Genomic DNA, 15,063 nt, shown 5'->3' with positions numbered 1-15,063 from the left:
GTCTGCTGCATTCCAAGCCGGCTGATCGTTGCGCGGCAAATTGCTCGATCATCAGACCTGACGGCCTAAGCCGGACATGTAGCGCGTCATCTGCCGCGTGGCGCGGCAGATCTGGTTGACACAACATGCCCAAACGGGCTTCGTTGTCTCGACACTGTGCGGCCGCGTCTTTTGCACCGAACCCGCACGGAGCTTACTCACGCAACAGCCCCTCCGTTCGGAGCGCCATCGCGAATGCCTTTCCGGCAAGTCGGTCAGCCTTGATCGATCGGGAGGGCGCGCGCAGAGCGTCCTCTGCCGACCTCCAATGCGGCATAGCCCTGCGGGAGGGAGCCAACGCCAGAACAAATGCCAGCGCCTCGTCGCGATTTCTGATCCGAATCCCACGAGAGAAATTGTGTATTTCGAATTCACCAAACGACAATTGTCTCAACACTTGATGATCGAGCGATCGTCATGGTTCAAGCTGTTGGTTGAGCTGTTTCTCAACCATGGACAGACCGCGCGCGAAGCGCAGTGTACCGACCGTATCGGTATTCCTCAGTCGGTCAATGAGATAGTGGCCAGCCCAAAATGGGAATAGTTCCTTGGAAGGCATAGGAACAATGCAGCCAACGCGCGTCTCATTCGCTCGACTGCCCGGCCTATGGGACGACGCTAACCACCCGTCTCTGCAACTCAAGTCAGAGTGCCCGGCATGAAGCAACGAATCTGTAGCTCCTCAAGCCCACCTAAGCTCCAGATGTACACCGGCCATACAATTGTCCGGCCGTCACGATTGGGGCCCTTGACGACCGCGTCGTCTGGTACGTTCCACCATTTGTCCTCGACAAAGACGCGATAGTGTCCGTCCTTCGTGTCCCAATCTCCATCCTGGAGTGCCAGGCCGTCGGCCTCTTCGCAGCACTGCCCACGCCCGCTGTTGAGGTTTTCGAACCAAGACTTCAAGGGCGAGTTTGCATAGCGACCATCGTCGCGAGCTTGTATCAATCCACCATGGGCAGAAATCACAACAAGAAGCGCGCACATCGTTACTCGCGTCATCATGATCCTCTCGTCCTTCCCTCGGCAGATAGCGATCCGCCTTGTGATGCCTTATCCGGCGGCTTCATGCTGTTCTGCGCACACTGAACGACGCCCGCAGCTCGTTGATGCTGCATTCCAGCCGAAACGAATTTCTTTGCGCTGCTCGCCGTAACGGTAGAGATGCAACCCATGCGCTACAAGCGAGGTCTCAATAGATTAGCCCAGTAGGGAAGCCGGTGCGTTGCGAGGAGAAGCAACAAGGAAATGGTGGACGCGAGCGGACAATGGTCAATCGCTCCCTTCAGGAAGCGGACGTTTTCCCGATCGGTCAAGCTGACAACATCCCGAATGTTGACAGGATATTTCCGTCAAGAATTTCTTGAATGAGATGCTAGCCTTTAGTCGAGTGCCGCTCTCAAGAACGAGCACATCGCGCCCTGCCGCACAGCGCGCGCAAAAAAGGCAAAGGGAGGAAAACAATGTCCCAAATTCGCATTCGTTCATGTTGGCTGCAAGGCGTCGCAATCGCGTTGCTCGCCGCCGCGCTTTCCAACACCACACTCGCTCAGACAAATTCACCTGCAAAGCTGGACGATGCGAGGTTGGCGGACGCGGCAAAGCATCCTCAGGAATGGCCGACCATCGGCGGCACCTACGACGAAACCCGGTTCAGTCAGCTGGATAAGATCAACGTCGACACGGTCAAGGATCTGAAGCTCGCTTGGTACGGCGACTTCGATACGACCCGCGGCCAGGAGGCGACGCCGCTCGTCATTGATGGTGTGCTCTACACATCTACCGCATGGTCCAAGGTTTATGCTTATGATGCGAAAGCCGGCAAGCAATTGTGGATGTTTGACCCCAAGGTAGCCGGCAGCAAGGGTCAGGATGCATGCTGCGACGTCGTCAATCGTGGTCTGGCTGCATACGATGGTAAAGTTTACATAGGTGCGCTTGATGGGCGGCTAATCGCCATCGACATGAAGTCCGGAAAGGAAGTCTGGTCTACGCAGACCACTGACGTCGATCGCCCCTACACAATCACTGGCGCCCCACGCATCGTCAACGGCAAGGTTGTCATCGGAAACGGGGGGCCGAACTAGGCGTGCGTGGATACGTCACTGCCTATGATGCGCAAACAGGCAAGCAGGTCTGGCGGTTCTACACAACTCCGAATCCCGACAACAAGCCAGACAACGCTGCATCAGACCAAATCCTGATGTCGAAGGCCTATGAGACTTGGGGAGATGGTTGGTGGAAGAAGACCGGCGGCGGTGGTACGGCGTGGGACGCCCTTGTCTTTGACCGCGACAACAATCAACTCCTGATCGGCACCGGCAACGGATCCCCCTGGGCACACAAGGCGCGTAATGGCAACGGCGGCGGCCGCGGCGACAACCTGTTCTTGTCTTCGGTCGTTGCCGTTGATGCCGACACCGGGATCTACAAGTGGCACTACCAGGAAACGCCTGGCGAGGAATGGGATTTCACGGCGGTGCAGCCGATCATGCTTGCCGAGCTCAATGTTAAGGGCAAGACCCGAAAGGTTCTGATTCACGCTCCCAAGAACGGGTTCCTGTATGTGATCGATCGTTCCAACGGCGAGTTGATATCGGCCAAGCCATTCACGAAAGTGAATTGGGCTGCTGGAATCGACCTGGATACGGGCCGTCCCATTGAGTATCCCGAAGCGCGCTACAGCGAGAGTGGCCTCGACTTCATGGCAGAGCCTGCGGCCTTCGGATCTCACAATTGGCATCCGATGTCGTTTAGCCCGAAGACTCAACTCGTTTACCTCCCGATCCAGGAGATACCGCTCGGGTACAAAACCGATCCGAACTTTGTGTATCGGCCCGGACATGGCATCTGGAATCTGGCCGATGGTTCGACCCTGCCTACGAATCTGGGTCCGCAGAATGAACCGGATCGTATCCAGCTCTCGCAATGGACCAAGGGTGCGCTCGTCGCCTGGGACCCGGTCAAACAGAAGGAGGTCTGGCGTGTGCAACATCCAACGGTCGGTGCTGGGGGCATCCTGTCGACCGCGGGCGGCCTCGTCTTCCAAGGCACACCCGACGGAGTCTTCCATGCCTACCGCGCCGATAACGGCTTGGAGGTATGGCAGTACAAAACCAATAACGGTGTAGTCGCCGGAGCGATGAGCTACGAGCTCGATGGCGAGCAGTATGTTGCCATCCTAACTGGCTTTGGTGGTGCCAACGGATTGAACGTGCCGTACATCGATGGCGTCAAGACCGGTCAGGGCCAGATACTGGTCTTCAAGCTCAACGGGTCCGCCACTCTTCCCGTCCGGCAAACCAAACTCCAGGCGGCGACAGTCGTACCCAAGGACCAATTCACGGACGAAATGGTTCAGAAAGGTGCTGTCAATTTTGGGAACTGTGTGTTCTGCCACGGTTTCTCGGCGATATCGCTCGGTGTTGTTCCCGACCTTCGTCGCTCCCCTGCGATCGCTGACAAGGAATCGTTCAAGGCGATTGTCCTGGGAGGGGCTTTGGAGAGCCAGGGCATGCCCAATATGACCGGCAGGCTCAAGGAGGACGAGGTTGAGACGATCAGAGCCTATCTGGCAGATCGAGCGCGCCTTCTTGATCGTGACGACAAATTGAGGGCGAAAGCCGCGGCCAATTAGTCAGGTCGATCGGCAAACATCCATCGCGGAAGCCCCAGCATTGCTGGGGCTTTCCGCTGCGCTGGGACGCCAGACAAATTTCAGGCAAAGATCGATCTGAACGCGACGACAGACTACCGGCAATGAGTTTGACCGTTGACCGTCAATTTGGCCCCTCGATAGAGAGCTCCGGATGCGACATACCTCTGTGGGAACAGCACTTGTCGCGACTATTCTCATGAGCGGAACAGTCGCCGGAGATGCCGCGCCGCGTGCCCGATTTGCAAGCGAGAAGAACGCGCCGACCGTTGACGTCGAACTCATACTTGCCGTCGATGTCTCTCATTCCATGACTGTGGAAGAGCTCGCCATCCAGCGCGAAGGCTACGCCCACGCCATTCGCTCCGACGAATTCATTCGAGCGCTGCAATCGGGCCCGAATGGCAGAATCTCGATTGCCTACTTTGAATGGTCCGGCCCCAAGGACCAACGGATTATCGTTCCCTGGAGTCTGGTAGATGGTCCGGAAGCCGCAGGCGTCGTGGCCAGCCAGATTCTGAGTATCCCGGTCGAGCGCGGCACCCAAACGTCCATCTCAGGTGCAATCCGCTTTGCGATGCCGCTGTTCGACCGAGATCCATATACCGGCACCCGACGCGTCATCGACATATCAGGCGATGGTGCAAACAACAGCGGACCGCCGGTGCTGCAAATTCGCCATGAGGCGCTCGCCAAAGGTTTGATCATCAACGGGCTGCCAATGATGATGAACGAATTTACGATGACGATGGATGTCGAGCATCTCGATTGGTACTATGAAGATTGCATCATCGGCGGCTCGGGTTCCTTCATGGTACCGATCAACAGCCGAGACAAGTTGAAAGAGTCGATCCTGATAAAGCTCGTTCGAGAAATTTCCGATCGAACAGCGGACCGCCCTGTCAACGCGGTGTCCAATCAGGCGCCGCGCGTGAACTGTGCGATCAACGAGAAAATCTTCGACGATCGATGAGCGATTGCCCACCTTGCGACTGGACGACCTCGGCATATTGCCGATTGCGCAACTGACCGACGAGTGACAGCCCGAAATCGATCCCCGCTGTGACGCCGCCGGCCGCGATCCTGTTGCGGTCGCGGACGATCCGGCCCTCGGCGGCGGTCGCTCCCAGCGCAGCAAGCACTCGTATCGTTACCCAGTGAGAGGTCGCCTTATAGGCGGACAGAAGTCCGGCCACTCCCAAGAGCAGCGCGCCCGTGCACACTGACGTGACAAACCTGGCGCGAGACCACCGGTCCTTCAGGAAGCTGAGGATGGCATCGTCCTTTCGACGCTTATCCAAAGCCTCGCTGCTGGCCTGTGGATGACGGCTTCACGTCAGACAGATCGTCCTGTCGAAAAGGCTGCGCATCCGATCATCGTGGCCGGTCGCGATCACAATGGAACCCGGCAGCCGGCTCCGGAGCACACGATGCAATGCCAACGCGGCCGATTCCTCGAGCCCCGACGTCGGTTCGTCCAGCAACACCAGGTCCGGTTGGTTAAGCAGCGTTCGCGCGAGCGACAGGCGCTGCTTCTCCCCCTCGGACAATCTCTTGTCCCAGGCATCTTCGATATCGAGGTCGCCCGCCAGATGCGCGAGGCCGACGGCTGTGAGCGCATCCTTTATTTGCGGATCGCTGAACTCGCCAACAGATCCGGGATAGCTCACCGCGCGCCGCAGCGAACCCAGCGGAACATAAGGCCGCTGCGGCAACGCCATCGTTCGCGCGCTCCTCCCCGCCATCGTGCCCTTCAGATATGGCCAGATCCCCGCCACGGCGCGAACGAGGCTCGTCTTGCCGGCGCCGGATCGGCCAACCAGCAAGGCCGTTTCGCCGGCCGCGAGCCTGAGATGGTCCAGCGCGGCAATTTGCCGGCCGGCCTGATCACTCACTTCGAGCTTGTCGATCGCAAGCCCAGCTTCCGCTGCGGGGGTGACGGCTTCACGGTCAAGCGAGGCCTCGGCCATGGCCTGATCGAATTGCGACAACCGTTGTACGGTCGCAGCCAATTCCGCGATCCGGACGTAGGAACTGATAAAATAGGAGAAGCCCTGTTGCACCGAGTTGAATGCTGAGCCTGCCTGCATGAAGGCGCCGAGCTGCATCGGGCCGCCGAAGAACAGCGGTGACAGCGCAAAATACGGGAAGTACCGCGAATAGTATTTGTAGCACTCGGCGAACAGATTCACGAACTGCTCCCAGCGCATCAACCGGAACCAGTTGCGTGTGATATCCGCGAAGCGCGCCAAGAGGTCGGCGCGCTCGGACGCCTCGCCGCGCAGCATCGCGATCGGCTCACTATTCTCGCGGATGCGCACGAGCGCGAAACGAAAATTCGCCTCGCGCTGCTCCCGCACAAAGTCGATCGCGATCAGATGGCGCCCGATCAGGTGAGCGACGATGCTGCCGGCAACCGCGTAGATCAGCGCGGCCCACACCAGGTAGCCCGGGATCACATAGGTCTCGCCGAATATGCACAGCGGCACCAGCCGCGACAGCGTCCACAGCACGGCGACGAACGAGGCGACGCGCGCGATGGCTCCGATCAACCCGACCGTGAGCGAGATCACGCCGTCAACGAACTGCCTGACGTCATCGGCAATGCGTTGATCCGGGTTGTCGACGGAATTGGCGGCAAGCGCCAGACGGTAGTGGGTCGGCCCATTGAGCCAACGGTCGAGATATCGGGTGGTCAGCCAGCGGCGCCAGCGAATCGTGAGCCACTGGGTGAGGTAGCGCTGGTAGACCGTCGCCGCGACGAACACGATTCCGATCGCGCAAAACACGCCGAACTGGGTCAGGAAGCCGGCCCAGTCCTTGTCCTGAAGCGTTTGATAGAACGCATTGCGCCAGTAGTTCTCCCAGACGGCGGCGCCGACCAGGGCAAGCTGAGCCAGAACGATGCTGGCGAACAGCGCCAGCGCACTCCAGCGCTCCTCGGAGCGGAAATAGGGCGCGGCAATTCGAAACACTTCCCGCAGCGCGGTCCCCGGAGACGTTGTCGGACTCACAGCATGCCCCTTCTCATCGAGTTTCGCCGCGCGCTTCCTCGACCGGACAAGCGGTGCAGAAGCGTCGGTCGGGCAAAAGATATTGCAGGCAGCAGATGCGGCGGCGGCGCCTCTGGACGCCGTCTTCCTGCACATAGTGCACGGCATCGAACAATGGATTCGGCTCGCCCGAGGGCGCGCTCGGCTCTGCAATCAAACGCTGAGCTTCGGACAATCGGCTGGATGGGCCGGAGACCTGCTCGATCCGGCGTAGCATCGCCTCGAAGGTGTTCCCGACATTGTTCCAGAACACGCGCGCGGTCACATCGGTTCGGCTGCACCACATGTCGATCAGGGGCGCGAAGTGATCGAACACCAGCGGCCGCAAGCGCCGGAATGGCTCGACGCCATCGCTGTCGTTCACGTCCTGGATCTTGACCGCGGCGACGCGACCGTCGTCAGCGATCACGAATGTCAGCGCCGACAGCGCGACGCCAACGGATTGTCCCAGCAGGACGTCGGCCAGCAGGATCGGGGGGACGAACGCATTCAGATACCACTTCATCCAGATCGAATGCACGGCGCGCCGGTCGAACTCCGCAAAGCGGGCGGCGAAGCGCTGCTCGATCGCGAGCCGCATGGGCTCATCGAGCAGCGCGCTGGCCGGAATTGCGGATCGCGGATCCGATGGTCCAACGAGCCGGCCGCCGAACGATGCATAATCGCCGACGGCCAGCCGATCGACGGCTTCACAGACAGCTTCGGGCGTCACGGAACGGCCGCCCGCGATGGTCTACCATCGTGCACGCAAGGTACCCGTAATGTTGCGGCCCGGACCGTAGTAGCAATTGAGCGCATCATCGCAGGCGCCGACATATCGCGTATCAAGGAGGTTCTTGACGTTGAGGGCCACGTCCCAGTTCGTCCATGCCACCGATGCCTCACCGAGCTCGTAGCGCGCGGTGAGATCGTATAGCGTGAATGACGGCAAGGGCAGAGTGTTGAGAGAATCCACCGCCTGATCGCCCACATAGCGCACGCCGCCGCCAAGGGTCAGCCCTCGCAAGCCGCCTTCGGCGAACCGGTAGGTCGTCCATAGCGAGGCCGCGTTCATCGGAATGCCAACCGGATGCTTGCCGAGCCCGCCTGCGGTATTGGTCGCGATCACCTTTGCATCGAGATAGGTGTACGCCGCGCTGACATTGAACCCGTACAGATGGGTCGTCTTGAGCTCGATTTCGCCGCCCTGGCTTTCGACCGAGCTGGTCTGAACCGCGTAGCCCCTGTGCAGCAGATCGGCAGTCTGCACGTTGTATTGCGTGATGTCGAACACCGCTGCCGACAGCAGGATGTTGTATCCGGGGGGCATGTATTTGACGCCCACCTCCTTCTGGTCGCCGGTGATCGGGATGAAGGAACGCCCGAAGAAGTCGGTCCCGAAGACCGGCGTGAAGATCTGCGAATAGCTCGCATAGGGCGCAACGCCGTTGGCGAAATTGTAGATCACCCCGGCATTGTAGGTCGGCGCCTGGTCCGGCTGCTTGGTCCAGGCCGGGTTGGTCACCGCGCCCGTCGCGACGTTGTAGGTACGGGTCTGCTGGTCCTGCTCGAGCCGGTCGTAGCGCGCACCGAGCAGCACGTTCAGGCGACCGAACTCCACGCGGTCCTGGACATAGGCGCCCGCCTGGCGTTGGTCCTGATAGCGGAACGTCGTGATCGGAACCGGGTTCGTGAAGGCTAGCCCATACACCGGATTGTAGAGATTGAGCGGACTGGCGGAGCCGCTGCCACTGCCCTGCACGTTCGGTATCGCCGAATAGTCCGTACCAAACAGCACATGGTGGCGGAGCGGCCCCATGTCGAAGTCCGCCGTCAGCCGGTTGTCGATCTGGTACATGTCGATCGCAAAGAACTGGTTGGCCGCCGTACGCGTCGTGGTCGTCGTGGTCGGCGTCGCGTTGCTTTGCACTTCGTTCAGGTTGATCTGGATGTTCTGGTAGTAGAAGTTCTGCTGGAACGCGAAGACGTCATTGAACCGGTGCTTGAACTCGTAGCCGATCCGCGCTTGCTGCACCGTCGTGTCGTGATAGCCCGGCTCTCCCAGAAAAAGATTGCGCGAGACGAATTGCCCGGTGGGACCGGGTACCACCGTTCCCGCGTATGGCAGCGGCTGCAACACCGTGACCTTCGGATCGTTCTGATAGGCCGCGAGGATCGTCAGGCTGGTGTCCTCGTCGATCCGCCAGGTAAAGGACGGCGCAATGTATGCGCGCTCGTTCTTGCTGAAGTCGATCTGGCCGTCGCCGATCCGGCCGAGGCCAACGACCCGATACAGCAACGAATGATCCTCCGTTACCGGCCCGCCGACGTCGAAGGCGCCCTGGAGCGCGCCGTATGAGCCGAAGCGGATCAATGCCTCCCCGAAGGCTTGGTCCGTCGGACGCTTGCTGGTCAGGTCCCACAAGCCGCCGGGACTGCCCTGGCCATAGAGCGTTCCGGCCGGGCCCTTCAGCACGTCGATCCGCTCCAGACCATATGGCTCGAGCCCGTAATTGTTCACATTGAGGCGCAACCCGTCGAGAAATTGCAGGCCCTGGAAACCGCGGACATAGGCATAGTCGCGGGTAAATTGCCCTTCGCGGAAATACGTGCCGACGCCGGCGGTGTATTGCAGCGCTTCACGCACGCTCTGCGCATCGCGGTCGGTCATGTCCTGGCGCGTGACCGTCGACACCGAGCGCGGCAACTGAAGCAGCGGCGTGCCAACCTTCGTGCCGGCCGAGGTGGCTTGCGCGACATAGCCGTCGATGCCATCCCGTGTCTGCGCCCCACCTGCGCCGCTGCTTGCAGGAATCACCGGTGCCGGTTGGGCGTTCGAACGCCCGCGTTGCGCCGACCGGCGCGACGCCGGCCTGGTGCTTGCCGCAGGCGTCGGCTGAGGCGACGCAACATTGCGATCGGGTTGCACGAGGACCGGCGGTAAGGCCGGATCTCGCGCGGCCTGCTGCGCCTGCGCCGGCAATCCGCTCGTTGCCACGATGACAGCCCCAACGGCCACACTCGTCATCAATCTCAAACGACCTGCGACGCCAACGGCGCCCGCTGAAACCCTAAACACGACAACCACCCCCTGGCGCGCGAAAATACCGGCGAATGCATTGCCTCGCGAAAGCGCGAAGCGGTGCATCACCGCGCACGACAGCCGAAACGACCTACGGCATCTTCCCCAATGGCAAAACCGTACGAGCCCCACGGCAACGTGACACGTCACCGCGACAAATCATCAGGCCGGACGGCACTCAGCCGCGAAGCTCGACAATTTCGCTTCGGATCACCCCGTCCAATGCGTTTCGCTCGTGACCACGACTGACGGCAGGTCTCCTGGCTTGCGGGTTGTAGCCTTCTGCTCGCCTTCCCAGGTCCAACGACCCAGTGGCCAATGAGCAGCAGGCTCGCCGCTTACAGTTGCGGGGGCAGCCGCGGATTTGAAGCGAAGCTCCGCACCGCATTCCCTATTGATCTCCCGAGGGAGAACCGTCGCGATCACCATAAGTTTATCTTGAAACGGGAGTCAACACGAGCGACGCCGCAGTCGCACGCCGTTGGTTTGCCTGCGCGACGACCTCACGCTGCAACGCTCTCCGCATACAATCCACAAACGTAGCTGACGATTCGACCGGCGCGCACGAACTCTGGTTGCGCGGCGGATTCGAATGGATCGTCAACGACAGCCTCACGGTCAGGAACCAGGCTTACGAGTTCGGGCGCCAAGCACCATTGGTACGACAGCAAGACCTACGCATTCAACACCGGGACCTCGATGATCGACCGCGACCGCTTCTTCGTCACACACAAGCAGCGCGAAGATCTGGCGTCGATCGAGCAGCTCGAGCCCCTGCATCAGGATCCGCGCTCATGGTTCCTCGGCGCAGTCACTCCGTCCGTTCGGCGTGCCGTTGCCCGCACGAAAGACGGACACCTGTTGCCGCGATCGGCGACGCCGCGGCTTCCTTCGATCCGATCAGCGGTCGGGGAGCACAGAATGCGGTCATTCAATCGGTGCTGCTGATAAGGGCGCTCAGGGAGCATACGGGCAAGATCACCTACGAATGGCTGCAGGACCAATTCAACTTGCATCGGGAGCATCGCGCCGAGGCCGCAACGGAAGTTCCCCGACTGTTCCTGGGTGATGAAAAACCGGCGACGCTCCTTTGGGAGGCGACAGAACCGGCGCGGGATGTGATCCGCATTGGTCCGGCATATGCCTTAACGGATCGCGTAGATTCGTGCCTGCATCTCCTCGGGTCCAAGCGTGCCTCCCGTCATGGCACGCCTCCGCCGGCTCGTGGTCGTTTCGTAGATAACGGCGAGTCTATGCCCGTCCGGCGACCAGCCAAGATCCGGAAAGGCGCCATTGACTGGAAACGTCGCGACAAGAGGCATCGAAGTCGGCCTGATCTCGTTGGTGAGATGTGACAAGTCCCTGATCTGGATGAGAAGACCGCCATAGTCCTGTGCGTCGGGAATTGAGTAAGCAATCGCGAGCCGCTTGTTGTCGGGAGAAAATATCGCGTACATCGTCTCGGCACCCGGCCAATCTGACGGTGGAGAGGCAAACCCGACAAAGGACGCGTCGCATATGGCGTCCGATAAGCGACTTGCCGAAACGTAAGCATTTGCAGAGACAATGTGACGACTACCGAGCAAATTTGATCCAAGAAAAACTGCTATCTTCCCGTCTCGGCTCGATACTTCGCCGAGGTAGCCAAAGCCGACAGCGCCTTCATCGCAATTCGCTCGACGAGAACTGATTGGCGCCATTGTGAGTAGACCGTCCCGAAGGCTGGCACTCTGCTTTTGGCCGCCCTTTGGCGTAAAGAAGAACTGGGACCCGGTATCGTTGAAAGCAACATCTGAGAACTCTAACGATACTGGCGATGTCTCTCCCAGAAGCTTGCCGTCTGGAAGGCTGAGCAGGCTGATGGGAGCAGTTGCATCCGCGGTCCAGGCCGCAATCTTGTCCCCGGTCGGTGCGATTGCGGTAGATTGCCTGTAGCCGGCGAGCGTGCGGCGCCACAGCTCGGTGCCATCGGACGTAGCCCAGGCAACTAATTGCGAGTTCTTTGACGGCAGCCGCGGGCGCTGGTCGATCGCGTATAGCGTGTCACCCTTCGGGGAAAGTGCGAGCTCACTGAGAACGTCAGGTACGGCGTTTACGGGGAAACAGGCAATGCAGCCTCCACTCACCGTGTTCGCTTTATCGCAAGCCGCGTCGCTTATTCGGTCGCGCGGGTGATCGATGTGGGCCCAGGCAAAGATGCCGATCGCCACCAACAAGGGCAGAGCGACGAGGAGTGCAAGCAACAAGCCGGGGCTCAGCTTGGAGGATAAGCTGGGCATTTAAAATCCTCTGGAAGGCAAACCTCGGCAAACTGCCGGTGGAGCGGGTTGTTTGTGGCGATCTTCGCACAGGACTAAGCTTCGATCGTCCTCGGATCGGGCTCCGATCCGAGGCCAGCCGACGAACCGGACGGGACTGCACTTGATATAGACTGGAGGACACCGCGACTGCGCTGATCGACCTTGAGTGGCTCCACACCCGACGGGTACTAGGTTGCCGACTTTATCTGGTTTGGGAGCGCCGGTGCGTGCGCCTTAGTTTCCGTTCCGCTCACGGATGGATCTCATGCTCAACCCTCTCGGCCGGATTCTTGGCGCTCGCCTTTGTCGCCCGCGCCGGATGTCCGCCCAGCATCATTCATGCCCAAGGCACGGATACACGACCTCGCGGTCTTGGCCTTTGTTCCAGCCGCTGGTATGCGATAGATGGCTGATCGCAATCAGTGCGAAATTTCTTCAGGCTCTGGAGGGGTATCGATGCGTTTCGCTTCAGAACGTATAGCTGTCCTGTGCATGGTGGCCCTATTCGCGGGTTGCGCCACCGCAGCTCCGAGGAACCTCGGAGCGCAGGCCCCAGATGCGAGTCGCAGCCCTAACTCTGCGGCTATAGCAAACATAACGGAGACCGACCGGAAGATGGTCGCTGCGGGCCTCAACCCGCCCGAGATCCTCAAATACGATGCGGAACTCGCCGAGATGATCCCCGAAGGCGAAGATATTCTCGCGAAACATGACAAGGTGCGAGCGGTGAAATGGCAAAAGAGATACAACGCCATTATGAAAGCACGGTACGACGCTGTGCAGCGATTTGCCGCGACGTCGATCGCGGCCGCCAATGCCATCACGAACACCTTTGGCGGCGTTCATAGGGATACCTGCCGCGATGGCATGGGCAGAAACACCTGCGCTGCACCCCAATCCGGATCGCGGGACCCACAACTTCCGGACGGCTTTAGTGACTGGTGCCAAAATCCTGCAAACCCCACCCAATTGGTGCCGTGCAATCATTAGCGCGCTGCGCCCACTTGCCTGGAAATCATCCAGCGAGATTGCCCCTTCGGGAGCGACCTTGACCGCCGCCCCTGCTTCCATCTCCCGTAAAGCGTTTCGGGTGCTGTACGGGTTCGCACTCACATGCGTCATCGCGACCTCGTATCCCGCTCTCGCGCAAAATCCAGACCGGCTCTGCTACAACAACATGGTCGGGATAGACCCGAAGACGGTCAGCCTCTATGAAGCCGCCGCCCCGATGCCCACACATTTCATTCACGGCGACGAGGGCGGGGATTGTCCCGGAGCGGACACCGCCTGCCAGAAGAAGGCCTACATCGTCAAAGGCAACCAGGTCGTCGTGACGCGCAGCGAGGGCGAATATGCCTGCGCGACCTTCGTCGTCGCACATAAGGGCAAAGCAGTCGCGACGGCCGGCTGGTTACCGCTGTCGTCACTCAGGAAAATAGAACCAGCACCACGTTGGCCCGGCCATTGGCTGAGCAATGATCGGAATGCGACGATCGACGTCTTGACGAAAGATCCTGACAGGATCGAGATTTCCGGGAGCGCAACCTGGAGCAGCACCCCTACCAATCTCGAGGAAGGCGACTTCAGCGCCATTGTCGACGGCAAGACCAATTTTGTTTCCTTCACGTCTGGCGACGGCTTCCCGCCGTCGCAAGAGAAATCGGCCTGCGCTTTGAAGACCGCACAGCTCGGCTCATATCTTGTGGTCACTGACAACCACAATTGCGGAGGCCACAACCTCACCTTTTCGGGCGTCTATGTTCGGAAGGAGTGAAACGCTCGCCGACGCGCAAGCCCCTGTACAATGATTTGGCATGAAGCGATCACATTCGACGGACAGGAATAGTTATGCGCTTGAGAGCAATCGTCCTAGCCACCGTCTTGCTTTCCGGCTCGCTTTCCGGACATGCCGCAACGATCGCGCCCCCGCCGGCCGCCGCTCCCGCAGTGGACGTCGTAAAATTCGTCGTCAATTATGAAAACCATGCAACGGACTCGACGGCCCTTCTGCGTGGTAAGAGCGATAAGCCAACGCAGTTGGAAACGCTGCTTTTCACTCGTGACTTCCTGACCGCCTGGTACGCCATCAAGACAAAGGAAGCGGCCAATCCAGATGCCGTCTTTACGCCCAATGGCAGCCCTGGGATCGACAATGTCACGAATGGCGAGACCGATTACATCGTTAGCGATGCGCCTGACGGACAGGGATCACGATCCATCGCATTCAAGGACATGTCGGACACCCTCAACGGAACGATGGTTGCCATGACATATCACACCAATGGTGCACACTCTTCACTGTTCTTTCTCAAGCAGGAAGACGGTCGCTTCAAAATCGACGACATTGCGCTGGCGCCATTTTCCAACAACAACTTTTCGTCAAAGGTGCTTCATCAGGCTGGAACGTCTGAGGGGGTACGCAAGGACATCGTGAAATCCTTGAACAATTTCGAATCCCTGAAAAAGTAGTTTTGGCGACCGATCGCATTGCATGGTCCGCGCAGCGGCATGAATGTCACGGCCGCAACAACTTCACCCCAAAGTGCTTCTCGGGCGCGCAGCTTATTTTGGGCCTGTAATTCTCACCAGCGATCCCACGGTTCAGCACGTCCGATCGAAAGTCTTCGGACCGGTAAGACCAGTTCATAAACCCTACGGGATTGGTCAAAACCAGAATGCCGTGATGGCTGAACGCCATGTCGTCAGACCCCAACGTCGGTTGTGCCATCGTGAACATGACGAACGGCGATACATCGTAGAGCGATTTCGCTTCTCGATAATTGTCGTAGTCATTTTTGTCGTTGGCCACGACTTGAATACAGTAAGGGCGATCCAGAGCGATCGATTCAGCTCGATAGATCACAAGCAGTCCGTTCAGAAGCGGAAGGCCAACAATTAGAATGAGCAATGAGAGAATCGTCCACTTGTGACGCTTGAAAGGCATATCCATCG

14 protein-coding genes and 1 riboswitch are annotated in these 15,063 nt (G+C 59.5%); of the genes, 7 read left to right on the top strand and 7 right to left on the bottom strand.

The features are described 5' to 3' along the window. Window positions 1-397: 397 nt before the first annotated feature. Window positions 398-583: a hypothetical protein gene (locus CWS35_RS39010; RefSeq protein ID WP_157817169.1), complete on the top strand. Its 186-nt coding sequence runs from the start codon at window positions 398-400 to the stop codon at window positions 581-583. A 95-nt stretch (window positions 584-678) separates the two neighbouring features. Here CWS35_RS39010 and CWS35_RS16190 read toward each other — a convergent pair whose 3' ends face one another. After that, window positions 679-1,047, bottom strand: coding sequence for a hypothetical protein (locus CWS35_RS16190; RefSeq protein WP_371682852.1), 369 nt, complete (start codon window positions 1,045-1,047; stop codon window positions 679-681). A 458-nt stretch (window positions 1,048-1,505) separates the two neighbouring features. On the opposite strand from CWS35_RS16190, the gene CWS35_RS39845 reads away from it, so the two are divergent. The 3 genes from CWS35_RS39845 (at window position 1,506) to CWS35_RS16180 (ending at window position 4,670) form a co-directional block, all read left to right on the top strand. Continuing rightward, window positions 1,506-2,129, top strand: a complete 624-nt coding sequence (locus tag CWS35_RS39845; protein ID WP_210202801.1) for a PQQ-binding-like beta-propeller repeat protein — start codon at window positions 1,506-1,508, stop codon at window positions 2,127-2,129. Between the two features lie 2 nt (window positions 2,130-2,131). Next, a complete protein-coding gene (locus CWS35_RS16185; protein WP_210202800.1) occupies window positions 2,132-3,679 on the top strand; it encodes a PQQ-binding-like beta-propeller repeat protein in 1,548 nt (515 codons plus the stop codon). A 217-nt stretch (window positions 3,680-3,896) separates the two neighbouring features. Continuing rightward, a complete protein-coding gene (locus CWS35_RS16180; protein ID WP_371682851.1) occupies window positions 3,897-4,670 on the top strand; it encodes a DUF1194 domain-containing protein in 774 nt (257 codons plus the stop codon). Here CWS35_RS16180 and CWS35_RS16175 read toward each other — a convergent pair. From CWS35_RS16175 to CWS35_RS16150, 5 genes are all read right to left on the bottom strand, one after another. Then, window positions 4,642-4,998, bottom strand: a complete 357-nt coding sequence (locus tag CWS35_RS16175) for a DJ-1/PfpI family protein (RefSeq protein ID WP_100952506.1) — start codon at window positions 4,996-4,998, stop codon at window positions 4,642-4,644. The two genes, CWS35_RS16180 and CWS35_RS16175, sit on opposite strands and share 29 nt — an antisense overlap. 30 nt (window positions 4,999-5,028) lie before the next feature. Then, on the bottom strand, window positions 5,029-6,711 hold the full coding sequence (locus tag CWS35_RS16170; RefSeq protein WP_168226337.1) for an ABC transporter ATP-binding protein/permease: 1,683 nt from the start codon (window positions 6,709-6,711) through the stop codon (window positions 5,029-5,031). 13 nt (window positions 6,712-6,724) lie between these two features. Beyond that, the gene (gene fhuF, locus CWS35_RS16165; protein WP_100952504.1) at window positions 6,725-7,462 is read right to left on the bottom strand and encodes a siderophore-iron reductase FhuF; all 738 of its coding nucleotides are present in this window, start codon (window positions 7,460-7,462) and stop codon (window positions 6,725-6,727) included. A 21-nt stretch (window positions 7,463-7,483) separates the two neighbouring features. After that, a complete protein-coding gene (locus CWS35_RS16160) occupies window positions 7,484-9,547 on the bottom strand; it encodes a TonB-dependent siderophore receptor (RefSeq protein WP_157817168.1) in 2,064 nt (687 codons plus the stop codon). A 496-nt stretch (window positions 9,548-10,043) separates the two neighbouring features. Next, a riboswitch (cobalamin riboswitch) is annotated at window positions 10,044-10,244 on the bottom strand. Between the two features lie 712 nt (window positions 10,245-10,956). After that, window positions 10,957-12,090, bottom strand: a complete 1,134-nt coding sequence (locus tag CWS35_RS16150) for a hypothetical protein (RefSeq protein WP_100952501.1) — start codon at window positions 12,088-12,090, stop codon at window positions 10,957-10,959. Window positions 12,091-12,726: 636 nt separating this feature from the next. On the opposite strand from CWS35_RS16150, the gene CWS35_RS16145 reads away from it, so the two are divergent. The 3 genes from CWS35_RS16145 (at window position 12,727) to CWS35_RS16135 (ending at window position 14,580) form a co-directional block, all read left to right on the top strand. After that, on the top strand, window positions 12,727-13,101 hold the full coding sequence (locus tag CWS35_RS16145) for a hypothetical protein (protein WP_157817167.1): 375 nt from the start codon (window positions 12,727-12,729) through the stop codon (window positions 13,099-13,101). A 58-nt stretch (window positions 13,102-13,159) separates the two neighbouring features. Then, window positions 13,160-13,885, top strand: coding sequence for a hypothetical protein (locus CWS35_RS16140; RefSeq protein WP_157817166.1), 726 nt, complete (start codon window positions 13,160-13,162; stop codon window positions 13,883-13,885). 80 nt (window positions 13,886-13,965) lie between these two features. Continuing rightward, window positions 13,966-14,580, top strand: coding sequence for a hypothetical protein (locus tag CWS35_RS16135; protein ID WP_157817165.1), 615 nt, complete (start codon window positions 13,966-13,968; stop codon window positions 14,578-14,580). A gap of 46 nt (window positions 14,581-14,626) precedes the next feature. Here the strand turns inward: CWS35_RS16135 and CWS35_RS16130 are convergent, their stop codons facing one another. Further along, the gene (locus CWS35_RS16130) at window positions 14,627-15,061 is read right to left on the bottom strand and encodes a hypothetical protein (RefSeq protein WP_100952497.1); all 435 of its coding nucleotides are present in this window, start codon (window positions 15,059-15,061) and stop codon (window positions 14,627-14,629) included. Between the last annotated feature and the right edge of the window lie 2 nt (window positions 15,062-15,063).

Source organism: Bradyrhizobium sp. SK17, from assembly GCF_002831585.1.
In the GTDB taxonomy this organism is placed as follows: Bacteria; Pseudomonadota; Alphaproteobacteria; order Rhizobiales; family Xanthobacteraceae; genus Bradyrhizobium.
The sequence above is the reverse complement of the archived record's forward strand: the minus strand, read 5'-3'. Positions and strand labels throughout refer to the sequence as shown.